This is a genomic window from Janthinobacterium sp. C22, from assembly GCF_057919405.1.
The window spans coordinates 2,487,385-2,510,202 of the sequence record NZ_CP193659.1; the positions used below are offsets into that span (position 1 = coordinate 2,487,385).

Here is a 22,818-nt window from a genome sequence, read left to right on the forward strand (position 1 = left end):
GCGCAGGCCGGCGCCACGCTCCGGCACCGGCTGTCGCCCGGGATGGCAGGCTTAAAACTCTTCCCAGTCGTCCCCGGCTGGCGCCTTGGCCTGCGTTCTTTCTGCTGGCGCCGGTTTGGCCGCAGCGAGGCGCTTGCCTGGCGCCGGCGCCTTGATGACGGGTGGCGTGCGCGGCGCGACTGCCGCCACTGGCGCCGCGGTCACTTGTTGCTGCGTTTGCGCGCCCAGCTTGAACACGCTGACCACCTCGGCCAGGTGGCTGGCCTGGTCTTGCAGGCTTTCGGCGGCGGCAGCCGCTTCCTCGACGAGGGCCGCGTTCTGCTGCGTCACGCCATCCATCTGCGCCAGCGCCTGGTTGACCTGGGCGATGCCGTCGCTTTGCTCGGTGGTGGCGACGCTGATGTCGGCCATGATGGCGGTCACCTTGCGCACGCTGTCGACCACCTGTTCCATGGTGGCGCCCGCTTCATCGACGAGCTTGCTGCCAGCCGCCACCTTGCCCACCGAATCGTCGATCAGCAGCTTGATTTCCTTGGCGGCCGCCGCCGAGCGCTGCGCCAGGTTGCGCACTTCCGTGGCCACCACGGCGAAACCGCGGCCCTGTTCGCCCGCGCGCGCCGCTTCCACGGCCGCGTTCAGGGCCAGGATATTCGTCTGGAAGGCGATGCCGTCGATGACGCTGATGATGTCGACGATCTTGTTCGACGAGTCATTGATCGACGTCATCGTCTCGATCACCTTGCCGACCACTTCGCCGCTCTTTTGCGCCACGCTCGACGCGGATGCGGCCAGCTGATTCGCCTGGCGCGCATGGTCGGCGTTTTCCTTGACGGTGCCCGTCAATTCTTCCACCGAAGCGGCCGTTTCTTCCAGCGAACTGGCTTGCTGTTCCGTGCGGGCCGACAGGTCGTTATTGCCTTGCGCAATTTCCGCGCTGGCACGGGCCACGTTGTCGGCGCTGGCCTGCACTTGCAGCAGCACGGCGTGGATCTTTTCCACGAAGGCGTTGAAGCCCTTGCCGATCACGGCCAGCTCGTCGGTGCCCTTGACTTCGAGCTTGACGCGCAGGTCGGCGTCGCCGCTGGACAGGTCCGTCATGGTGCGGCCCAGAGTGCGCAGGGGGCGCGTCAGCTGGTTGACGACGAGGATCAAAATGCCGGCCGTGGCCGCCGCGCACAGCAGGGCGACGATCAGCGTGTAGATCATCAGGTCGCGCGCCGAGGCCGTCGCCACGCTTTTCGGGAAATTCAATTCCACGCTCCACGGCGCGATATCGGGGTGGATCTGCAGCGGCTGCAGCAAATGGATGTAGCCCTGGCCGTCTTCATATTCGTACGGCTGGCCCTGGCGCACCTTTTCCAGGCCGGCGGCCGGCACGTCGTCGGCCTTCTTGCCCAGCCGCTCGGGCACGGGATGGCTGGCGTACAGGCCGCCGTTCGAGATCAGGGCCAGCTTGCCGCCCTCGATCACCTTCAGGCCGGCCAGGATTGTCGCCAGGCGCGTGAGCATGAAGTCGGCGCTGGCCGTGCCCTTGAAGCCGCCGTCGATCATGATGGGCGCCACCAGCGAGGCCATCAGCACATTCTTGCCGTCGACGGGGTAGATGTACGGTTCCGTAAAGTAGGTCTTGCCCGTGCGCTTGGGCACGTCATACCAGTCGTTGGCGCCCGGTTTCGGGTCGAAGACGATGGGTTCCACTTGCAGCTTGCCGCCGGCGCCCCGCGTCCAGTAGGGCATGAAGCGGCCGCTGGCGTCGTAGTACGGCTTCTGGTTGGCGAAATCCGCATCCTTGCCGTCGAGCGCGTTCGGCTCCCAGGTCACGGCCGCGCCCAGCAAGTCTTCCGAGCTGGTCAGGGTGGCTTTGGTCAGTTCGTTGATCTGCTCGCGCTGCAGGGGCAGGCTGGCGCTCCTGGTGCCGCGCATGGCGCCGGCCAGGCTGGAAACGCTGGACAGGTTGCTGGCGATGCGCGCCTGCAGCGCTCCCGCCACTTCGCGCGCCGACGTGCGCGCCAGGTCCAGCGCGGCCGCTTCTGCGCTGGCGCTGCTCTTGTAGCCGATCACGGCCGCCGTGACGCCCAGGCTGAGGACGGCGAGCGCGGTGGCGGCGACGCAGATTTTACTGTTCAGTGAGAGTTGCATGATGCTGTTCCTTGATGGGGAGGGGTATCGGTGTCGTGGGCGTCGCGGGTGGCGCGCCTAGAACGTCTTGCTGATGGCCACGACCAGCGTGGCCGCGGCGGGATTCGAGGTGTCGAACTGGCCGGCCGCATTCGGGATGCCCAAGGTGTAGTGGTCGTAGGCATCGGTGGCGCCCCAGGCGCGCGTCAAGGCCGCGCTGGCGCTCCAGCCGCCGTCGAAGGCGCGGGTGACGCCCACCTTGGCGTCACGCCAGTTCCAGATGGCATTGCCCGTGCCCGCCACGCGGCCATTGCCGGCGTGCAGGTTCAAGGTCCAGGCATTGCCCAGGTCGACATTCGCGCCCACGTCCAGGTAGCCCGTGCCGCGCGCATGCGTGATGCCGAAGAAGTCGCGCGTGACGGTATGGTTGTACTTGGCGTACAGCATCTTGTAGCTGAGGCCCAGCGACAGTTCGCCATAGTCGTACTTGACGCCTGTGGCGCGGTAGACGGCGCCCGGATACTTGTAGTAATACGCGAGCACGCTGTAGCCCAGTTCGCCCACCGTGCCGCCGTAGCCGCCGTACAAGTCCCATTCGACCGTGGCATCCTGAATGTAGCGGTCGCTGACGGTGGAAGCCCAGGTGCCGAGCGACCAGCCGCTCGGGTGCGCGTAGTCGGCCCCCGCCTGCAGCGCGGGCTTGCCCCAGGTCTGGCGAAAGCCGCGCGAAATGTATTGCGAGGCGAGGCTGGCATTGGCGGTGACGCTGGCGGCAGGGCTGTCCGCGGTCTGCGCCTGCACGGGCAGGGCGGCCAGCAGGAAGAGGCAGCCCAGCAAGGATATTCCAGGAAAATGGTGGTGCGATGGCATGGCAGTCAGCTCCGTATTTGCTGGCAGCGGCCGTCCAGGCGCGTTGCCCTGATGGTTGCAATAAAAATGCGGAATGGACTTTTGCAGAGGCGAGGCGGCTTGTCCGCATGCTCGCAGGAGCAGTCAGACATTCTCACCAAACGTAACTGAAAGGATAGGGGCTGGGACTAGTGGAAGTCAATAAAGTTGCGCTGCGGAAAGCGTAAGTTGTTGTTTCCTGGCACTTTTTCATGCGCCTGTCACATGCGCTTGTTACATTCCCGGTCCGCCACGGCTGGCTGCCTCTTGCAGGCTGGCCAGCAAGCCGGGCAGGGCCGCATGCAAGGCCGGCAGGTCGCTCGCCGCCAGTTCGGCCTGCGTTTCCACCCGGCCCGATGGCTGGCCCCAGACGACCTGTGCGCTGAGCCTGGCGAGGGCGTCGAGTCCCGTGACGCTGACCAGCAGGGCGACTTCTTCCGGGGCATCGTCTGGCACGTCTTCGAGCAGGCAGGAAATGCCGAAATGATAATCCTGGAAGGCGCTGGCCGTGCCGCTGGAAAAGGCGAACACGGAGGCGAGCGCCCGTGGCGCGGCGGCCGCGAGTGGGGGCAGGGCGGCGCGGAACAGGGGCAGCAAGTCGTTTTCCAGCTGGAGCACCAGCGGATGGGTGTGGGCGAGGACGGTCATGGCAGGACGGATCAGTTGGCGGCGCGCGATGTTAGCAGCTTTCGCCGCTGCTGTGGCCGTAGACTGGTCCTACCAGTGGCCTCAGTCGTCATCGCCGGTGACGCGCGTGCGCACGAAATCGATGTGGCTTTGCATGGCCGTGCGCGCTTCCTCGGGCTGGCTGGCGCAGATGGCGACGCACAGGGTGCGGTGCTGCGACAGCAGCTGCAGCGAGGTGGCGTCGTCCTGCTGGCGCAAGCCCGTGCCGTTGATGGTGATGTGTTCGCGCAGCATGCCGATGATGCTGGTGTGCAAGTGCAGAAACATGGTGTTGTGCGACGCCTGCGCGATGACTTCATGCAGCCGCGCGTCGGCCTGCGCCTCGCCGTGCTTGTCGTCGCTGGCGCGCGCCTGTTCCAGTTCGGCCAGCAGCGCCATGATCTGTGCGCGCTCGTCGCCGCTGGCCCGCTGCGCCGCAAAGTAGGCCGTCGCCCCTTCCAGTACGCGGCGAAATTCCAGGATGTCGTCGCGCAGGGCGGGGTGGTCGGCCACCAGCTGGCTCCACGGCGACGCCATGCCGGTGCGCAATTGATCCGTCACGAACACGCCGGCGCCGCGCCGGCTGCGCACCAGGCCGCGCGCCGCCAGCCGCTGCACCGCTTCGCGCACGGTGTTGCGCGAGACCCCATATTGCAGCGCCAGCAGGCGCTCGGCCGGCAATTGCGCGCCCGCCGGCAAGCTGCCGTCCAGCAGGGCCGTCTCCAGCCTGCGCATCGTCATCTCGACCCTGCCCCGCGTCTGCATGCCTGTCGCCATCACTGTCTTCCGGTGTTGTTTTAAAGTGGTCCGAGCAATTTGAAGTGGCTTGCGGAAGCTGGAATTATGCGTGAACCGGTCATTCTTAACAACACACAGCGGCGCCGCAGCAACACACAGAGCGCCGGGGGAGACACACTCATGCAGCCAGACCCGCGCCAGCCGCGTCACTATCCGCCATCACCACACGAGGTGTACCTGTTCGCCACCTGCCTGGTCGACCTGTTCGTGCCGCAGGCGGGGCTCGACGCGGTGCGCCTGCTGGAGCGGGAAGGCTTGCTGGTGCATTATCCGCGCGGCCAGAGCTGCTGCGGCCAGCCCGCCTACAGCAGCGGCAACCCGGAACAGGCGCGCGCCGTGGCCCGCGCCCAGCTGGACCTGTTTGCGCAGCCCTGGCCCGTGATCGTGCCGTCCGGCTCCTGCGCCGGCATGATGCGCCACCACTGGCCGCAGCTGTTCCACGACGATCCCGTGGCCGGCCCCAAGGCGGCCGAACTGGCCGGACGCGTGTATGAACTGAGCGAATTTCTCGTCTGCGTGCTGCGGCTCGACCTGGCCGGCCTGGCCCTGGCCAACCCCGGGCAGGCCGATGAAAACGTGGTGCTGCACACCTCGTGCGGCGCGCGCCGCGAAATGGGCACGCGCACCCACGGCGTGGCGCTGCTCGACGCCTTGCCCGGCGTGACGCGTATCGAACACCAGCGCGAATCGGAATGCTGCGGCTTTGGCGGCACGTTTTCACTAAAACATCCGGACATTTCCGGCGCCATGGTCAGCGACAAGATCGCCTCGGCCTGCGCCACGGGCTGCGACCGGCTCGTCTCGGCCGATTGCGGCTGCCTGCTCAATATCGGCCACGCCGCCCAGCACCAGGGCGCGCCGCTGCCCGTCGAGCACCTGGCCAGCTTTCTGTGGCGCCGCACGGGAGGCGCGCCATGAGTACGGCATTGACTGCCCGCGAACGCATGCTGGGACGCCTGCGCGCCGCCGCGCCCTCGGCGCCCGAAGCGGTGGGTGCCATCGATACGGCCATCGACAATCACTACCAGGCGCGCCGCGCCGCAGCGCCCTTGTCGCCGCGTCACAGGATAGCCGCCATGCAGGCAGCCTTGCGCGCCGCGCATGCGCAGGTCGACTGCGTGCGTGGCGATGCCTGGCCGGCCCTGCTGGCGCAGCGCCTCGGTGAACACGGCGTGCGCCGTTTGCTGCTCGATACCGGCAGCGCCGAAGGGCGGGCCTTGCGCGCCGCCTTGCCGCAGGGCGTGGAAGCGCTGTCCTTTGACCGTCCGCTGGTGCAATGGAAGCGCGAACTGTTCGACACCGTCGATGCTGGGTTGACCGTCGCCCGTTCCGGCATCGCCGCCACCGGTACCCTGGTCATCGCGCCCGACGCGGCGACGCCGCGCACGGTGTCCTTGGCGCCTCCGCTGCACGTCTGCCTCGTGTATGCGAGCAGCCTGCACGTGGACTTGCACGCGGCGGCGCGCGCCGAGCGCTGGATGGACGGCATGCCGTCGAACCTGGTGCTGGTGTCGGGCCCCTCGAAAACGTCGGATATCCAGCAAACCCTCGCGTATGGCGCGCACGGCCCGCGCTGGCTGTGGGTGCTGATCGTCGATGACTTGCCAGCCCATGAAGGAGGCCAGCCATGAACGCCAAGCCCTTGCAATTCGTCAAACCGGCCGATTTCCATGCGCGCGCCCGCGCCGCGCTGGACGACCCGAAACTGCGCCAGAGCTTTCGCGGCGCCATGGATTTTTACAGGACAAGCGCACGGCGCAATTCCCCGATGGCGACGAGCTGGAACGCCTGCGCGACATCGGCGAGGCCGTGCGCCGGCACGCGCTGGCGCGCCTGCCCGATTTGCTGGTGCAGCTGGAAGACAGACTGACGGCGGCCGGGGTGCAGGTGCACTGGGCCGAGGACGGCGAACAGGCCAACGCCATCATCCACGCCATCGCGCAAAAGGCCCGGGCGACGCGCTTCATCAAGGGCAAGTCGATGGCCAGCGAGGAAATCGAGCTCAATCACTACCTGGAAGCGCGCGGCATGCGCTGCCTGGAATCGGACATGGGCGAATACATCGTCCAACTGGCAGGCGAAAAGCCGTCGCACATCGTCATGCCGGCCATCCACAAGACCAAGGCGGACATCGCCGGCCTGTTCTCCGAGCACATTCCCGACGCGCCCTACACGGAAGACGTCGACAGCCTGATCCAGACGGGGCGGCGCGCCCTGCGCCAGGCCTTCGTCGAGGCGGATATCGGCCTGTCGGGCGTGAACTTCGCGGCGGCCGACACGGGCACGCTGTGGCTGGTGGAAAACGAGGGCAATGGCCGGCTGACGACGTCCGTGCCGGAGGTCCACATCGCCATCATGGGCATGGAAAAGGTGGTGGCCAAGCTGGAACATATCGTGCCGCTGGCGAGTCTGTTGACGCGCTCCGCGACGGGGCAGGCCATCACCACGTATTTCAACCTGATTTCCGCCCCGCGCCGCGCCGGTGAACTGGATGGCCCGCGCGAAGTGCACCTGGTTCTGCTCGATAACGGCCGCAGCCAGGCCTATGCCGACGAGCAGCTGCGCGCCACCCTGCAATGCATCCGTTGCGGAGCCTGCATGAACCACTGCCCCGTCTACACGCGCATCGGCGGCCACGCCTACGGCACCACGTATCCGGGGCCGATCGGCAAGATCATTTCGCCCCATCTGCTGGGGCTGGACGCGACGGCCGACCTGGCCACCGCGTCGAGCCTGTGCGGCGCCTGCGGCGAAGTGTGCCCCGTGCGCATCCCGATTCCGCAGCTGCTGGTGCGCCTGCGCACGGAGGCCAACCGCAATCCGGTAGAGCAGGTGGCGCATCCGCTGCGCGGTCAGGGGGCCAAGTTCAGCCGCGGCGAAAGCCTGATCTGGCGCTTCTGGAGCGGCGCCTTCGCGCGCCCCGCCAGCTACCGCTTGTTCCGCTGGGCCGCCACGCGCTTGCGGATGCTGACGCCGCGCGCGCAGCTGGGCTGGACGCAGCACCGCAAGCCCTTGACACCGGCGCCGCGCAGCCTGGCCGACCTGCTCAATGCACGGGGGCAGGAAGAATAGCGACGCCCCGCCACACCGCAAAAAACACGCTGCACACAATTACATCAAAAGCCGTTTTTTCATTCAACCCGCATCCACCGGAGGAGACCCGACATGCAAACCTGGACCCAACTTTATACACCGCTCGGCAGCTTGTGGCTGTCGTCGCTGGCGGCAGCCGTTCCCATCATTTTCTTCTTCATCGCCCTGGCGGCGCTGCGCATCAAGGGTCACGTGGCGGCCGCCGTCACCCTGGCGCTGGCGCTGATGGTGGCGATTTTCGCCTACGGCATGCCCGTGCCGCAGGCGCTCGCGGCGGCCGGCTACGGTTTTGCGTATGGCCTGTGGCCCATCGCCTGGATCATCGTCACGGCCGTCTTCCTGTACAAGATCGTCGTGAAGACGGGGCAGATCGAGATCATCCGCGCCTCCGTGCTGTCGGTGACGGACGACCAGCGTTTGCAGGTGCTCTTGATCGGCTTTGCCTTCGGCGCCTTCCTGGAAGGGGCGGCCGGCTTCGGCGCGCCGGTGGCCATCACCTCGGCGCTGCTGGTAGGCCTGGGCTTCAACCCGCTGTACGCGGCGGGCCTGTGCCTGATCGCCAATACGGCGCCAGTGGCCTTCGGCGCCATGGGCATTCCCATCATCGTGGCGGGCCAGGTGACGGGCATCGACCCCTTCCTGATCGGCGCCATGGCTGGCCGCCAGTTGCCGCTGCTGTCGCTGCTGGTGCCGTTCTGGCTGGTCTTCATGATGGATGGTTTGCGCGGCGTGCGCGAAGTGTGGCCGGCCGCCCTGGTGACGGGTTTCAGTTTTGCCGTGACCCAGTACTTCACGTCGAACCATATCGGCCCTGAACTGCCGGACATCACCTCGGCCCTCGTCAGCCTGGTGTCGCTGACCCTGTTCCTGAAGGTGTGGCAGCCGAAGAATGCAAAAGTGGCGCATGCCGTCGGCGGCGGCACGGCCGCGCTGTCCGGTTTTGGCGGCGCGGGCGGCGCCGCGGACCTGCGCGGCGGCGGCAACCGCGCCGCTTCGCCTTACACGACGGCGCAGACCATGCGCGCCTGGGCGCCGTTCGGCCTGTTGACGGCCATCGTCACCGTGTGGAGCCTGCCCGGCTTCAAGGCCCTGTTTGCCGCCAGCGGCGCGCTGTCTGGCCTGGTCATCAAGATCCATGTGCCCTACCTCGATAAACTGGTGATGAAGACGATGCCCATCGTGGCAGAGCCGAAGGCGTATGACGCCGTGTTCAAGCTCGATCTGCTGTCGGCCGTGGGTACGGCGATCTTGCTGACGGCCGTGCTGTCGATGCTGATGCTGCGCATGAAGCCGCGCGATGGCTGGAAGGCGTTCGTGGAAACCGTGGTGGAATTGCGCCGTCCCGTGCTGTCGATCGGCCTGGTGCTGGCGTTTGCCTTCGTTGCCAATTACTCGGGCATGTCGTCCACGCTGGCCCTGCTGCTGGCCGGCAGCGGCGCTGCCTTCCCGTTCTTTTCGCCCTTCCTGGGCTGGCTGGGCGTTTTCCTGACGGGCTCCGACACGTCGTCGAACGCCTTGTTCTGCTCCCTGCAAAACACGACGGCGCACCAGATCGGCGTGTCCGACACCCTGATGGTGGCGGCCAATACGACGGGCGGCGTGACGGCGAAGATGATCTCGCCCCAGTCGATCGCCGTCGCCTGCGCGGCAACGGGCCTGGTGGGCAAGGAATCGGACCTGTTCCGCTTCACCTTGAAGCACAGCCTGTTGTTTGCCGTGATCATCGGCATCATCACCATGCTGCAAGCCTACGTGTTCACCGGCATGATTCCGCACTGAGCGGTCCGTAGAAGTACGTAGTAAAACTAGATGAATTGATAGTAAAACGTGCAGAGGGTCATGAAAATGACCTGATGCACTGCAGCATAGCGAGCAGGGTCCGGCGCAATGCCGGGTCCGCTGCAATGCCCTCCGCATCGAGACCCGACCCCAGCAGGGGCAGGCTGATGCAGGCCTCGTCGATCAGGCGCGCCGACATGGTGCGCACCGTTTCGCGCAGGGCCGCCTGTGCGTGCGTGGCGCGCGGCGAGGCGTTCAGCAGCACCAGCGGCTTGTCGATGAACGACTCATTTCCCACCATCCAGTCCAGCGCATTCTTCATGGGCCCGCTCACTCCGTGCGCGTACTCGGGGCTGGCCAGCATCAGCACGTCGGCCGCCAGGATGGCGTCGCGCAGGTCCGTCACGGGCGGCAGGCTGTCGGCGTCGAGGTCGGGATTGAACAGGGGCAGTTCACCGAGTCCCGGATAGATGCGGACGTCGAATGACGCTGGAGCAAGTCCGGCAATGGCGCGCAGCAGGGCGGTGTTCAGCGAGGCGGTGCGCAGGCTGCCGGCGATGGCGAGGATGGTAATGGGCGTTTGCATCCCGCCTGTATAGCCCATCCTGTGCTCAAGCGCAAGGCGAGCAGGATGGCGCTATCGGTGTTGCAACAGCCGATGATGGGCTGCCATGAGTGGCTGGATACTGCGGCACTCTTAACGGCTCAGGCCGCTCATCCAGCTTGGCTGCGGGTTGGCACGGGCCAGTTCGCGCATGCGGTATTCCAGATCGTAACGGTCGGTCGATTCGGCCAGGTAGGCTTCTTCGTAGGCGCGCTCGCGGCGGTCGCTGCTTTGGTTCAGCCAGGCGCCGACGCGTTTTGCGGCGTGGACCAGGGTGGCGACGATATTGCTGTTTTGCGTGGTGTGGTAGGTAAATGCGGTAGACATGGCAGACTCCTTATGTGGCGTGCCGCGTTGTGCTGCACTGCAATATAAGTATAGCGATTCCAAGTTATAAGGCTACTTTTGATTTCAAATGTCAGCTATTCAATTTTGAAATAACAGGCGGGAAAGCTGCGCAATACGGGGCTTTAAGGCATAATGCCGGCCAAGTATCGTAGTTTTACTACAAGACTGTTTTATCCCGGATGTTGTTTTCAGACGCAGCCCGCAGGCGTGCCGCGCCCACAAGACATCATTCTGACGAGAAACGGTCGGCCGTGCGCCTGCCGCGCGCGCGATTGCCGTGCCTGCCCCCGTACCGCTGATGGCAGTCATGGCCCACGCTGATATCTGCGTGGCGCTTGCGCGTCCTGGTGCTGCCCGGGTGGAAACGCTTCCATGCCTGGCAAGATCAACTTGGAATTGAAAAATGGAGAAGGTATGGAATACGTAAAGCAAGGCCAGGGCGTCCAGTCCGCACAGGCCGGCACGCAAAACAATACAGGCGCCCTGATCATTGTCACGGTACTGTTTTTCATGTGGGGACTGCTGACCTCGCTCAATGATGTGCTGATTCCCCATCTGCGCTCGATCTACACCTTGACCTATGTCCAGGCGATGCTGGTGCAGTTCTGCTTCTTTGGCGCCTACGCCATCGTTTCGCTGCCCGCCGGCATGCTGATCAAGAGAATCGGCTACCAGCGCGGCGTCGTCGCCGGCCTGCTGATCGCCGCCGCCGGCTGCGCCATGTTCTACCCGGCGTCCACCGGCAGCTATGCGCTGTTCCTCTTGTCCTTCTTCATCCTGGCGGCCGGCATCACCGTGCTGCAGGTGGCTGCCAACCCGTACGTGACGGAACTGGGCGACCCGCAGACGGCGTCGAGCCGGTTGACCCTGACGCAGGCGTTCAATGCGCTGGGCACCACCGTGGCGCCTGCGCTGGGCGGCATGCTGATTTTGTCCGGCACCGTGCTGACGGTGCAGCAGTTCGACCTGCTGCCGGCGGCCGAGCAACTGGCTTACCGCGCCAAGGAAGCCGCTTCCGTGCAGGGCCCGTACCTGGTGCTGGCCGCCACCCTGGTGATCCTGGCCGTGCTGTTCGCGCTGGCCAAGCTGCCGAAGATTTCGCATGCCGACGATGCGGCCGCCCTGGCGCAGGACGGCAACAAGGTCTCGATCTGGTCGCACCGCCACCTGGTGCTGGGCGCGCTGGCCATCTTCCTGTACGTGGGCGGTGAAGTCAGCATCGGCAGCTTCCTGATCAACTTCCTGGGCGAGAGCCATATCGCGGGCCTGAGCCACGCCGACGCCGCCTATTTCGTCAGCTATTACTGGGGTGGCGCCATGCTGGGCCGCTTCGTCGGCTTTGCCGTGATGCGCTATGTCAGCCCGGGCAAGACCCTGGCCTTCAACGCCGCCGTCGTCATCGCGCTGATCCTTGTCGCCGTCTTCTCCAGCGGTCACACGGCCATGTGGGCACTGATCGCCGTCGGCCTGTTCAATTCCATCATGTTCCCGACCATCTTCAGCATGGCCCTGAACAAGCTGGGTGCGCAAACGGGGCAAGGTTCGGGGATCCTGTGCATGGCCATCGTCGGCGGCGCCATCGTGCCGTTCATCCAGGGCTTCCTGGCCGACCACATCAACCTGCAGCTGTCCTTCCTCGTGCCGGCCCTGTGCTACACCTTCATTCTGTACTTCGGCTGGAAATACGCCAGCATGTACAACGACGACGCCAAATAAACCGCGCTGTCGCGAGCAAGCAAAAGGGTGGCCTCGGCCACCCTTTACGTCAGTGCGTGCGTCAGTGCGCGAATTGTGTGCCCAGCACGTCCTGGCACACTTCGAGCCAGGCGCGTGCCGCGTGCGACAGATAGCGCCCGCTCCAGACGTGCGCCACCTGCCACGCCACTTCCGGCTCGACGATGCGCACCGCCTCCAACGGTTCGCCGGCCAGGCGGTGGATGAACGGCTCGGGCAGCAGGGCCACGCCCAGGCCGGCCGACGCCATCGCCACCAGCCAGTCCCATTGGCCGCTCTGCGCCGCGATCGTCGGCGTGAAGCCGGCTTGCGCGAAATGCTGGCGCAGGCTGCGCGTCAGGGCGAAATCATCTTTCAATAACACCAGCGGCAAGTCTGCCAGCGCCTTGAAGGGCAGCGTCGTGCGGTTTTTCTGGAACGTGCCCGGCTCGGCCAGGGCCCAGATCGGGTAGCTGGCCACTTCCACGGCCACGAGATCGAGCTCCGGGTCGGCCGGCAGCACCGTCATGCCGATTTCCAGTTCGCCGGCCGCCACCTTGCGCTCGATCTGCTGGCCCGTGTCTTCCTGCAGGGTCAGGCTGATGTGCGGATGGCGTGCTCGAAAGGCCTTTAATACGGGCGTAAACAGCACATTGATCATGGGCGGGATGCCGACCGTCAGGCTGCCGCGCTGCAAGGCCTGCGTGTCGCGCACTTCCAGGGTCAGCTGGCGCATGTTCGCCAGCATTTCCTGGCCGTGCTGGTAGACGATGCGGCCCGTGTCCGTCAGGGTCAGCTTGCGCCCGTCGCGCACCAGCAGCTGCGCGCCCACCTCGTCTTCCAGCTGGCGCACCATCTTGCTGATGGTCGACTGGGTCAGGTGCAGCGATTCGGCCGCCTGCGTAAAGCTCGACAGGCGCACGGTTTCCACGAAATAGCGCAGGGAACGGATATCCAAGAGGGTGCTCGGCAGTGGCAAGACATGAAAATATCGACTGGATGTGGCGAAATTAATTCATGCCATGCATGTAAGCGGGATTTTATACTGAAACCACTTATGGGGCTGGTGTATGACAGCCATCCAGTTTGAGAATATTAAGAAGATCAGGAGCATCACGATGTACGAGGACCGTATCCGCCACCCAGGCTTGCTCGGCAAAATCATGAGCGCTGATGAGGCAGCCAAATTGTTCCACAACGGCATGCGTGTCGGCATGAGCGGCTTCACCCGCGCGGGCGACGCCAAGGCCTTGCCGCGCGCGCTGGCCGAGCGCGCCCTGCAAGAGCCCTTGAGCCTGACCCTGATCACGGGCGCTTCGCTGGGCAACGGCAGCGATGGCCTGATGGCCGAGGCGGGCGTGCTGGCGCGCCGCATGCCGTTCCAGGTCGACCCTGTGCTGCGCGGCAAGATCAACAACGGCGAAGTCATGTTCATCGACCAGCATCTGTCGGAAACGGCTGAGCAGCTGCGCTCGGGCAACCTGGCCGCCGTCGACATCGCCGTCATCGAAGCGACGGCCATCACGGCGGCCGGCGCCATCATCCCGACCATGTCGGTGGGCAACTCCGCCGCCTTTGCCCAGCAGGCAGCGCAGGTGATCATCGAGATCAACCTGTCCACGCCGCTGGCGCTGGAAGGCTTGCACGACATTTATATTCCGCAAACCCTGCCGGGCCGCGAACCGATTCCCCTCACGCGCGTGGACCAGCGCCTGGGCAGCACGGCCATCGCCATCGACCCGGCGCGCATCGCCGCCATCGTCATCACGGACAGCCCCGACAGCCCGTCGAACGCCTTGCCGCCCGACACGGAAACGCAGGCGATCGCCGGCCACGTGATTGCCTTCCTCGAAGGCGAAGTGGCGGCCGGGCGCATGGGGCCGGAATTGCTGCCCCTGCAGGCGGGTATCGGCACCATCGCCAACGCCGTGCTGCACGGCCTGATCGGTTCGCCCTTCCAGAACATGACGATGTATTCGGAAGTGCTGCAGGACAGCGCCATCGAGCTGCTCGATTCGGGCCAGCTGGCGTTTGCTTCGGCCTCGTCGATCACCCTGTCGGCCGCCGTGCACCAGAAGCTGATGGACAATATCGACCATTACCGCTCGAAAATCGTGCTGCGCCCGCAAGAGATCAGCAACCATCCGGAAATCGTGCGCCGCCTGGGCATCATCGCCCTGAATACGGCGCTCGAGTTCGATATCTATGGCAACGTCAATTCCACGCACGTGTGCGGCACGCACATGATGAACGGCATCGGCGGCTCGGGCGACTTCGCGCGCAACGGGCAAGTGTCGATGTTCGTGTCGAAATCGGCGGCCAAGGGCGGGCGCATTTCCAGCGTCGTGCCGATGGTCTCGCATGTCGACCATACGGAACATGATGTCGACGTGCTGGTGACGGAGTGGGGTTATGCGGACTTGCGCGGACTGGCGCCGCGCGAACGGGCGCCGCTGATCATCGAGCGCTGCACCCATCCCGCTTACCGGGACCAATTGCGCGCGTATTACGACGCGGCATGCCAGCGCGGCGGCCACACGCCGCACATCCTGGAACAGGCGCTGTCGTGGCATACGCGCTACCAGGAAACGCAGAGCATGCTGGCAGCGCAGTAAGTTTGCGTCAGCGCAAACACAGGGCAGGGCGGTACGGCACCGCGCCTGCCTTTTTCACTATTCAATACATATGCAGCGCCTTGGCGCCCAGGCCCAGCAGGGCAAACGTGGTGGTGGCCTGGATGCCCATGAACCACAGGAAGTGGGTATGCATGTGCTTGCGGATGTCGCCCAGTTCCGTGCGCAAGGCATGGCAGTCGCCGCGCAGGTCGCCGCGAAATTGCGTCAGGTCGGCGCGCAGCAACTGCGACTCGTCGCGCAACTCCGTGCGCACCTTGTCGAGGCCCTCGCCAAGACGCTGTTCCAGGGTCTTGAACCATTGCCGGTCATGTTCCCGGTCCGTTTCCAGTTTTGTCAGGCGCGCTTCCATGCGTACAGCATTGTTCGCGCTTTGCTGTTTGTCAAGCCGGTCCGTGGCATAGGCATCGTTCATCTCGCACCCCTTCGCGCGGGCCGCGCTGCACCAGCGCAGGCGGCGTCACCCCACTGTCCGCCTTTTTGAGCGGCCCGGTTTGCGCTGGATCAAACGTCAGGAAGCTGGTGCGAAGCGCAGGCGGATGCCTGCCGTGACGACGGCCAGCAAGTCGTCGATATGTGCGTTCATTTCCGGGTGCGGCGTCCATGGGTCGCCCGCATCCATGACGATGCGCAGCGACACGAGGCCGTGCAGCGATTGCCAGAAGATTTGCGTCATCGTGTGCAGCGCCGGCTCGTCCTGGCGTACCTGGCCCGCCTGCGCCAGTTCGCCGAACAGGTGCAGCGCGTAGGCATACGGGTCTTGCTCGATATTACCGTGTTCCACTTCGACGGCGTCGACTTCCGCGTGCGGACGCAGCTCCATGAAGATCAGCGAATACTCGTCGGGATGCTGGAAGCCGTACTCGATGTAGGCGCGGCCGACCAGGCTGATGCGTTCCCATGGGTCCATGCTGGTGTCGCAGGCGGTACGCATGGCGCGCACCAGTTCCAGCAAGTCCTTGTCCATGGCCTGGGCGATCAGGGTGGCCTTGTCGCGGAACAGGGCGTACACGACGGTGGTGGAAAAGCCGGCCGCCTCGGCCACCTTGCGGATGGAGACGGCGCGTGCGCCGCCCTTCTTGATGAGGTCTTTGACGACGTCGATGATGTGCTCGCGCCGCGCCTGCGCTTCGCGTAACTTTCTTTCCTGAATATTGGTCAGCTTCTTGTCCACGACTCTTTCCTGGCGACTCTATGAAAGCTGGAATTATAGGGGGGCGATGGGCTGCCAATGTGTCTGGCATTGTTACAATTCAGTTTTTTGTCCGGCGGATGCGACAGTGGACCGATTTTTCGCGCTTTTGCCCGGCACTTTTCCATCGATGCCCCGGATTGGTGCATAAATCGCCGGGGCAGGCTTTGCGAATGGGGCCAAAGGGCGGAAAATAGCGGGATAGCTTACACTGCGTTTTTTAGCGCGACGGCGGTGGCCCACGAGGCAGCGCCGGAACACTTACATTTGGACGGGATCATTGATGACCATTAAAATCAGCCAGAACTTCGACTCGGGCGCCATCGACGTGGTGAGCGCCACCAGCGCCAGCGCCATCGACCTGAACTTGCGCAAGGATAGCCACGCCGACATCCACCAGTGGTTTCACTTCCGCCTGCAGGGCGCGCGCGGCCAGGCATGCACGATACGTTTCCTGAACGCGGGCCAGGCCACGTATCCGGCCGGCTATGAAGACTACCAGGCCGTGGCCAGCTACGACAGCGAAAACTGGTTCCGCGTGCCGACGGCGTTCGACGGCCAGGTCATGACGATCTCGCACACGCCGGAACTCGACAGCGTGTACTACGCCTATTTCGAGCCGTACTCGTGGGAACGCCATCTGCGTCTGCTGGGCGAAGTGGCCGAGCATCCTCTGGCGCGCGTCTCCGACCTGGGCAGCACGGTCGACGGCCGCGACATGAACATGGTCACCATCGGCAATCCGCAGGCGGAAAAGAAAATCTGGGTCATCGCGCGCCAGCATCCGGGCGAATCGATGGCCGAATGGTTCGTCGAAGGCTTGATCGACTCGCTGCTGGACGATGCCAACCCGATCGCGCGCAAGCTCTTGCAGCGCGCCGTGTTCCACATCGTGCCGAACATGAACCCGGACGGCTCCATCCGCGGCAACCTGCGCACGAATGCGGCCGGCGCCAACCTGAACCGTGAATGGATGACGCCATCGCTGGCGTCCAGCCCGGAAGTGCTGTGCGTGAAAAACAAGATCCACGAAACGGGCGTCGACATGTTCTTCGATATCCACGGCGATGAAGCGCTGCCGTACAACTTTGTGGCCGGCAACGAAATGCTGGAAAACTTCACGCCGGCGCAAGCGGCGCACCAGAAAGCCTTCATCGAGCGCTACAAGCAGGCCAGCCCCGACTTCCAGGACAAGTTCGGCTATGCGGCCAGCAAGTACAAGTCGGACATGCTGACCCTGGCGTCGAAATACATCGGCCACCACTTCGGCTGCCTGGCCTTGACGCTGGAAATGCCGTTCAAGGAAAACGCCGACTTGCCCGATCCGGCCGTGGGCTGGAATGGCGCGCGCAGCGCGGCCCTGGGCGCGGCCATGCTGCAGCCTATCCTGCTGTCGCTGGATTGAACGGCGTTGATCATGGGCGTCGAGATCGAGCGTAAATTCCTGCTGCAAGGCGATGCCTGGCGCGGCCTGGGCCAGGCGGTGCTGCTGCGCCAGGGCTATTTGTCGTCCGCGCGCGAGCGCGTGGTGCGCGTGCGCATCGAAGGCGAGCAGGCGATGCTGACCATCAAGGGGGCCAACGTGGGCGCGACGCGCGGCGAGTGGGAGTATCCGATTCCGCTGGCCGACGCCGTCGAGCTGCTCGACGGCCTGTGCGAACAGCCGCTGATCGAAAAATACCGCCACCGCATCGAGCACGCGGGCATGGTGTGGGAAGTCGACGAATTTCTCGGCGCCAATGCGGGCTTGCTCGTGGCCGAGATCGAGCTGGCGTCGGAAGACCAGCCCTTCGAGAAGCCGGAATGGATAGGCGCGGAAGTGTCGGGCGACGCGCGCTATTACAACGCGAATCTGATCCGCCACCCGTTCTCGCAGTGGTGATAGTGTTTTAAATGACGTTGAAATGAAAAAGGCGGAACCGAAGTTCCGCCTTTTTTATGTGCCAACGCTGTTGTCGGATTACGCCGTTCCGGCTAATCCGACCTACGGTCTGCCTTTCAACCATTGCATCGACACCTATTGCATCGACACCTCTTCAAACCGTAGCGAGCAAGCCCGATATCGGGTTGAGTAACGCAGCTGTACTAAAGGTACAGCGAGTAACGCCGACCCGAGAGCGGGCTGCGCAGTAGGTTTGAAGAGTGTGTCATCAGATCAATGGAAATGCTCGGTACCCTGCGGCGTATCTTCCGGCATTTCCGCATGCGCCAGCTCGCCGACCGGGTCGGCAAAAGGGCGCGCCGCAGTCGTCGCAGTACTCTCCGACGAAGCGTTCCGCGTGGCGCTTGATCTGCGTCACGCCGGCGGCGTTCAGGTGCTCGATAATTTCATCGACGGGCGTCTTTTGCTTGTCCAGCGCGGCGATGCCCACCTGGATCAGGCCTTCGATCGGCGTGCCATCCTCGTCTTCCTGGCCGTACAGGGGCCAGACGATGCCGTAGATGACGTCCGGCGCCTGGCGCAGGGTGAAGGCGATGCGGTACTCGTCCACCTGGCCGTCGGCCGCTTCCTCGCCGAAGCCGGCGATGACGGCGCGCAGTTCCGACGGTTCGATGGCCAGCGTGTGCGTCAGGTAGTGCACGGCGGCGCGCACGGAGACGGGGCGTATCAGCTTGTCCGCTTCGCGGCACGCCACATAATATGCTTCCGGCAGCAGCAGTTCCAGGCCGCAGCCGGGCAGCAGGCGGGCGATGGTCGGCGTCGCCTGCGTGCGCCATTGTTCCAGGCGGCGCTGCGCTCGGCGATGAAGTCGAGCTGGCTCGAAGGCGTCTGCCAGCGGAACAGCGGTGCGCCGGCAGGCGCGACCACGGCCACCAGCAGGTAGCGCGTGTCGGCCAGGAAAGGCGCCGTTTCCGCCTCTTTGCTGGACGGCTTGACGGCCGTGCCCTTCAGGGCGGCCAGGGCCAGCTTCTGCGTCTTGGCATAGGTTTCGACGTGGCTGCGCGGCAACTGGTCGATCGAGTACAGGGTGGGCGCCATGGCCATCTTCGTGCCGTCGGCCAGCAGGTGGGCGGCGAAATGCGCCGACAGCACGCCGTGCGCATCGCCGGCCATGGGGCCGGAGGCGATGGAAAAGCGCGTCCACGCGAGGATGGGCACGGCCACCAGCAGGGCGTCGTAGCGCACGTCTTCATGCGTGACGACGGTCGATTCGCTGACGGCTTCAACGCAGTCCATCAGCACGTCGTAGGCGTTCAAGTCTTCCTTGAACAGGCTGCCCAGGGTGTTGTCGATGGTGTCCTGGTGGCCGGTTTTGAGTAATTTCTGGAGCTGCGTATCCAGGCTGTGTTCCCAGGACCGCTCTTCGAGACGGCTGGCTGCCTGTACGATCGCCTGGGCAAAGGTGACCAGGCGCTGGCTGTCGGCAGTCAGTTTATGGGATGAATCTTTGGAAGGACGACGCATAGCGGGATAAGAGTCTCGGAAAGTGAAAAAAATGGATCAGTCAAACAATGATAAACCCTTATAACCGTATTGTAGAGGATTCAGCCGCACGCAATACGTAAGCTGTCCTCAGATCATGCCAATAGTCGAAATTTCAAGGAAAAACGGGCGCTGCGGACGAAAAAAGCGCCGGTCGGAACCGGCGCTTTTATCTTACCTCACAGCTGGGCTGATTACTCGGCCAGCAGTTGACGCAGCACGAATGGCAGGATACCGCCGTGCTTGTAGTAATCGACTTCGATCGGCGTATCGATGCGCAGCAGGACCTTGACTTCCTGGCTGCTGCCGTCGGCGCGGTGGATCACCAGGGTAGCCAGTTGCTGTGGCTTGATTTCGCCTTCGAGGCCTTTCAGGTCGAAGGTTTCATTGCCGGTGATGCCCAGCGTCTGCACGCTGTCGTCGCCGATGAATTGCAGCGGCAGCACGCCCATGCCCACCAGGTTCGAACGGTGGATGCGCTCGAACGAACGGGTGATCACGGCTTTCACGCCCAGCAGCTGGGTGCCCTTGGCTGCCCAGTCGCGCGACGAGCCCGTGCCGTACTCTTCGCCGCCGAAGACCATGGTTGGCGTGCCTTCAGCAACATATTTCATCGCTGCGTCGTAGATCGACATCTGTTCGCCGGAAGGCTGGTGGATCGTGATGCCGCCTTCGACCGCCGAACCGTCCGCCTTGGCAGGGATCATGCGGTTCTTGATGCGCACGTTGGCGAACGTGCCGCGCATCATGATCTCATGGTTGCCGCGGCGCGAGCCGTAGGAGTTGAAGTCCGCTTTCAGGACGCCGTTTTCCTTCAGCCACTTGCCTGCAGGACCGTTTTCCTGGATCGAGCCGGCTGGCGAGATGTGGTCGGTGGTGATGGAATCGCCGAACACGCCCAGTGCGCGCGCGCCTTCGATGCCGGTGGCCACTGCCGCTGGCGTCATTGAGAAGTTGTCGAAGAACGGTGGTTCAGCGATGTAGGTCGATTTCGGCCAGTTGTAGACTTGACCGGACACGGTGGTGACTTTTTCCCACAGCTTGCCTGGCGCGCCCTTGACGTCCGCGTAGTTGTCCTTGAACACCTTGGCGTTCATGGCGAACTTCATCATGGCCGACACTTCAGCCGAGGTCGGCCAGATGTCGCCCAGGTAGACGTCCTTGCCGCCCTTGCCCTTGCCGACAGGTTCCGTCATCAGGTCGCGCGTCATGTTGCCGGCGATGGCGTAGGCGACGACCAGCGGTGGCGAAGCGAGGAAGTTCGAGCGGATGTTCGGGTGAATGCGCGCTTCGAAGTTGCGGTTGCCCGACAGCACGGCCGACGCGACGATGTCGTGCGTGGCAATCGCTGCGTTCAGCTCGGGCGTCAGGTCGCCCGCATTGCCGATACAGGTGGTGCAGCCGTAGGCGGTCACGCCGAAGCCCAGTTTTTCCAGGTATGGCAGCAGGCCGGCGGCAGTCAGGTATTCGGTGACGACGCGCGAGCCGGGAGCCAGCGAGGTCTTGATGTGCGGCGCGACCTTCAGGCCCGCTTCCACGGCTTTCTTGGCCAGCAGGCCGGCAGCCAGCATCACGCTCGGGTTCGAGGTGTTGGTGCACGAGGTGATCGCGGCGATCAGCACGTCGCCGTTCGACACTTTCACGCCGTTCGTCGTTTCGTACACGGCAGCCAGGTCGGCCGGGTTTTTGTTGAAGCCGTTTTCGGTCGTTGGCTTGGCGAACAGCTCGGCGAAGTTGGCCTTGACGTTGCCGATTTCGATACGGTCTTGCGGGCGTTTCGGGCCGGCCAGCGATGGCGCAACCGATGCCAGGTCCAGTTCCACCACGCGGGTGTAGTCGATGTCGCCCGCTTTCGGCACGCCGAACAGGTTCTGCGCCTTGAAGTAGCCTTCGAACGCGGCGATTTCAGCCTTGCTGCGGCCGGTGCCCTTGAAGTAGTCGATGGTCGCTTCGTCGACCGGGAAGAAGCCCATGGTCGCGCCGTATTCCGGTGCCATGTTGGCGATCGTCGCGCGGTCCGTCAGGGTCAGCGATTCGGTGCCTTCGCCGAAGAATTCGACGAACTTGCCGACGACTTTTTCTTTGCGCAGCAATTCGGTGATGGTCAGGACGAGGTCGGTGGCGGTGCAGCCTTCGCGCAGCGCGCCGGACAGGTTCACGCCGATGACGTCCGGCGTCAGGAAGTAGACCGGCTGGCCCAGCATGCCGGCTTCCGCCTCGATGCCGCCCACGCCCCAGCCGACCACGCCGATGCCGTTGATCATGGTGGTGTGCGAGTCGGTGCCGACCAGGGTGTCAGGGTAGTACACGTCGCCGGCTTTCTTGCCTGCGTGGTGCACGCCGCGTGCCAGGTATTCCAGGTTGACCTGGTGGACGATGCCGAAGCCTGGCGGCACGACGCCGAAGGTGTCGAATGCCTGCATGCCCCATTTCATGAACTGGTAACGCTCGTTGTTACGCGAGAATTCCAGTTTCATGTTCAGGTCCAGCGCTTTCTTTTCGCGGTAGTGGTCGATGGTGACCGAGTGGTCGACCACCAGGTCGACCGGTACCAGCGGTTCGATCTTCTTGGCGTTGATGCCCATCTTGGCGGCCACGTTGCGCATGGCGGCCAGGTCGGCCAGCAATGGTACGCCGGTGAAGTCTTGCAGCACGACGCGCGCCACTACGAACGGGATCTCGTCGGTGCGCTCGGCGGTCGGGCCCCAGCTCGCCAATTGCTTGACGTGTTCTTCGGTGACTTTTTTGCCGTCGCAGTTGCGCAGTACCGATTCGAGCACGATACGAATCGACACCGGCAGGCGGGAGACATTGATGCCCAGGCTTTTTTCCAGCGCAGGCAGGGAGTACAGCTTGCCCTTCTTGCTATCCGAAATATTAAAGTCCTTGAGCGTGTTCAGAGTGTTGCGGGACATGACCTCTCCTTGTTGGGTATCGTCTTATTGATTATTCAAATTACAAAACATGACTGAGCCCCCGAAGAGGCCCTTGCTACGCACATCAGCCGCCGGTCGCCGGCAGCACGCCCAGCGATGGCGCGGCTTCCACCACGGCCGCCGGCTTGGCTTGCTCCGCATCCTTGCATTCATTGGCCAGCTGGCGGCCCTGCTTGGAATCGAGCAGCATGCCCTTGGCCGGGATGCCGATCCAGACGAGACCATACAAGCGGTTCTCGAAGCGGTTGGCGCCGGTGGTGGTGCCAACGCGGCTCAGGCGGTGCAGGCGCTTCTTCCAGCGCAGGGCGATGTGTTTGTCGTCAGTAGCATTGGTGTAGATGGTAATTTTATTACCAAGTTCACAATTGAAATCGGTGGAGGCCGAGCCGGCGGTGTCCGGCTCATCGGACTCTTCCTTGTCGGCGACCGACATGGCCAGTGGATGTGCTTCCTTGGCGGCGGGTTTGGCCTTGCTGGTCTTGGCCTTGGCCTTTGGCTTGGCCTTGACTGCCTTGGGATTTGCCTCTGCCGTGGCAGCGAAGCTGGCCGGCGCCAGCGTGAGGGTCATGGCGCCCAGCGCGACGCTGCAGGCAATGGCTAATTTGGAGAGGGACATCGTGTAATTC

General features: G+C 64.1%; 19 protein-coding genes and 2 pseudogenes. 9 read left to right on the forward strand and 12 right to left on the reverse strand.

The genetic code is table 11. The features are described from left to right. Positions 1-51 precede the first annotated feature (51 nt). From ACRHIG_RS11455 to ACRHIG_RS11470, 4 genes are all read right to left on the reverse strand, one after another. Positions 52-2,139 carry a methyl-accepting chemotaxis protein gene (locus ACRHIG_RS11455; protein WP_489630231.1) on the reverse strand — a complete coding sequence of 696 codons (2,088 nt, stop codon included), beginning with the start codon at positions 2,137-2,139 and terminating at the stop codon, positions 52-54. 57 nt (positions 2,140-2,196) lie between these two features. Further along, complete coding sequence (locus ACRHIG_RS11460; protein WP_489630232.1) at positions 2,197-2,955, reverse strand: TorF family putative porin; 759 nt, start codon at positions 2,953-2,955, stop codon at positions 2,197-2,199. 285 nt (positions 2,956-3,240) lie between these two features. Then, on the reverse strand, positions 3,241-3,654 hold the full coding sequence (locus tag ACRHIG_RS11465) for a hypothetical protein (protein ID WP_489630233.1): 414 nt from the start codon (positions 3,652-3,654) through the stop codon (positions 3,241-3,243). Positions 3,655-3,735: 81 nt separating this feature from the next. Beyond that, positions 3,736-4,449 carry a FadR/GntR family transcriptional regulator gene (locus ACRHIG_RS11470; protein ID WP_489630234.1) on the reverse strand — a complete coding sequence of 238 codons (714 nt, stop codon included), beginning with the start codon at positions 4,447-4,449 and terminating at the stop codon, positions 3,736-3,738. A 141-nt stretch (positions 4,450-4,590) separates the two neighbouring features. Between ACRHIG_RS11470 and ACRHIG_RS11475 the strand changes: the two genes are divergently transcribed. The 4 genes and pseudogenes from ACRHIG_RS11475 (at position 4,591) to ACRHIG_RS11490 (ending at position 9,342) form a co-directional block, all read left to right on the forward strand. Beyond that, complete coding sequence (locus tag ACRHIG_RS11475; protein WP_489630235.1) at positions 4,591-5,388, forward strand: (Fe-S)-binding protein; 798 nt, start codon at positions 4,591-4,593, stop codon at positions 5,386-5,388. Beyond that, a complete protein-coding gene (locus ACRHIG_RS11480; RefSeq protein ID WP_489630236.1) occupies positions 5,385-6,101 on the forward strand; it encodes a LutC/YkgG family protein in 717 nt (238 codons plus the stop codon). Before ACRHIG_RS11475 ends, ACRHIG_RS11480 begins: the two co-directional genes overlap by 4 nt. Next, a pseudogene (locus ACRHIG_RS11485) lies at positions 6,098-7,542 on the forward strand (LutB/LldF family L-lactate oxidation iron-sulfur protein). The gene ACRHIG_RS11480 and the pseudogene ACRHIG_RS11485 overlap by 4 nt, the downstream one beginning before the upstream one ends. Positions 7,543-7,635: 93 nt before the next feature. Continuing rightward, positions 7,636-9,342 carry a lactate permease LctP family transporter gene (locus ACRHIG_RS11490; protein WP_489630237.1) on the forward strand — a complete coding sequence of 569 codons (1,707 nt, stop codon included), beginning with the start codon at positions 7,636-7,638 and terminating at the stop codon, positions 9,340-9,342. 58 nt (positions 9,343-9,400) lie between these two features. Here ACRHIG_RS11490 and ACRHIG_RS11495 read toward each other — a convergent pair whose 3' ends face one another. After that, positions 9,401-9,928, reverse strand: a complete 528-nt coding sequence (locus tag ACRHIG_RS11495; protein WP_489630238.1) for an NADPH-dependent FMN reductase — start codon at positions 9,926-9,928, stop codon at positions 9,401-9,403. A gap of 111 nt (positions 9,929-10,039) precedes the next feature. Further along, on the reverse strand, positions 10,040-10,273 hold the full coding sequence (locus tag ACRHIG_RS11500; RefSeq protein ID WP_080698581.1) for a DUF3563 family protein: 234 nt from the start codon (positions 10,271-10,273) through the stop codon (positions 10,040-10,042). A gap of 435 nt (positions 10,274-10,708) precedes the next feature. Between ACRHIG_RS11500 and fucP the strand changes: the two genes are divergently transcribed. Then, positions 10,709-12,010 carry an L-fucose:H+ symporter permease gene (gene fucP, locus ACRHIG_RS11505; protein WP_489630239.1) on the forward strand — a complete coding sequence of 434 codons (1,302 nt, stop codon included), beginning with the start codon at positions 10,709-10,711 and terminating at the stop codon, positions 12,008-12,010. Positions 12,011-12,071: 61 nt separating this feature from the next. Here fucP and ACRHIG_RS11510 read toward each other — a convergent pair whose 3' ends face one another. Beyond that, complete coding sequence (locus ACRHIG_RS11510) at positions 12,072-12,965, reverse strand: LysR substrate-binding domain-containing protein (protein ID WP_099400290.1); 894 nt, start codon at positions 12,963-12,965, stop codon at positions 12,072-12,074. A 160-nt stretch (positions 12,966-13,125) separates the two neighbouring features. Between ACRHIG_RS11510 and scpC the strand changes: the two genes are divergently transcribed. Beyond that, complete coding sequence (scpC, locus tag ACRHIG_RS11515; RefSeq protein ID WP_489630240.1) at positions 13,126-14,622, forward strand: succinyl-CoA:acetate CoA-transferase ScpC; 1,497 nt, start codon at positions 13,126-13,128, stop codon at positions 14,620-14,622. Between the two features lie 61 nt (positions 14,623-14,683). Here scpC and ACRHIG_RS11520 read toward each other — a convergent pair whose 3' ends face one another. Together ACRHIG_RS11520 and ACRHIG_RS11525 are read right to left on the reverse strand one after the other, a co-directional pair. Then, positions 14,684-15,055 carry a hypothetical protein gene (locus tag ACRHIG_RS11520; RefSeq protein WP_077407401.1) on the reverse strand — a complete coding sequence of 124 codons (372 nt, stop codon included), beginning with the start codon at positions 15,053-15,055 and terminating at the stop codon, positions 14,684-14,686. Between the two features lie 96 nt (positions 15,056-15,151). Beyond that, on the reverse strand, positions 15,152-15,814 hold the full coding sequence (locus ACRHIG_RS11525) for a TetR/AcrR family transcriptional regulator (RefSeq protein WP_475415492.1): 663 nt from the start codon (positions 15,812-15,814) through the stop codon (positions 15,152-15,154). 301 nt (positions 15,815-16,115) lie between these two features. Here ACRHIG_RS11525 and ACRHIG_RS11530 point away from each other — a divergent pair, with 301 nt between their 5' ends. The 3 genes from ACRHIG_RS11530 to ACRHIG_RS11540 are packed head-to-tail and all read left to right on the forward strand — an operon-like array spanning position 16,116 to position 17,907. Beyond that, complete coding sequence (locus ACRHIG_RS11530) at positions 16,116-17,237, forward strand: M14 family metallopeptidase (RefSeq protein WP_489630241.1); 1,122 nt, start codon at positions 16,116-16,118, stop codon at positions 17,235-17,237. Between the two features lie 12 nt (positions 17,238-17,249). Continuing rightward, entirely contained in the window at positions 17,250-17,714 is a 465-nt protein-coding gene (locus tag ACRHIG_RS11535; RefSeq protein ID WP_475415490.1) for a CYTH domain-containing protein, read from the forward strand. 22 nt (positions 17,715-17,736) lie between these two features. Then, complete coding sequence (locus tag ACRHIG_RS11540) at positions 17,737-17,907, forward strand: hypothetical protein (RefSeq protein WP_489630242.1); 171 nt, start codon at positions 17,737-17,739, stop codon at positions 17,905-17,907. Between the two features lie 80 nt (positions 17,908-17,987). Here ACRHIG_RS11540 and ACRHIG_RS11545 read toward each other — a convergent pair. The 3 genes and pseudogenes from ACRHIG_RS11545 to ACRHIG_RS11555 all read right to left on the reverse strand — a co-directional run bounded on the left by ACRHIG_RS11545 (position 17,988) and on the right by ACRHIG_RS11555 (position 22,808). After that, a pseudogene (locus tag ACRHIG_RS11545) lies at positions 17,988-19,238 on the reverse strand (DUF2863 family protein). A 212-nt stretch (positions 19,239-19,450) separates the two neighbouring features. Further along, positions 19,451-22,171, reverse strand: a complete 2,721-nt coding sequence (gene acnA, locus ACRHIG_RS11550) for an aconitate hydratase AcnA (RefSeq protein ID WP_121670133.1) — start codon at positions 22,169-22,171, stop codon at positions 19,451-19,453. A gap of 85 nt (positions 22,172-22,256) precedes the next feature. After that, positions 22,257-22,808, reverse strand: coding sequence for a hypothetical protein (locus tag ACRHIG_RS11555; protein ID WP_475415488.1), 552 nt, complete (start codon positions 22,806-22,808; stop codon positions 22,257-22,259). Positions 22,809-22,818 lie beyond the last annotated feature (10 nt).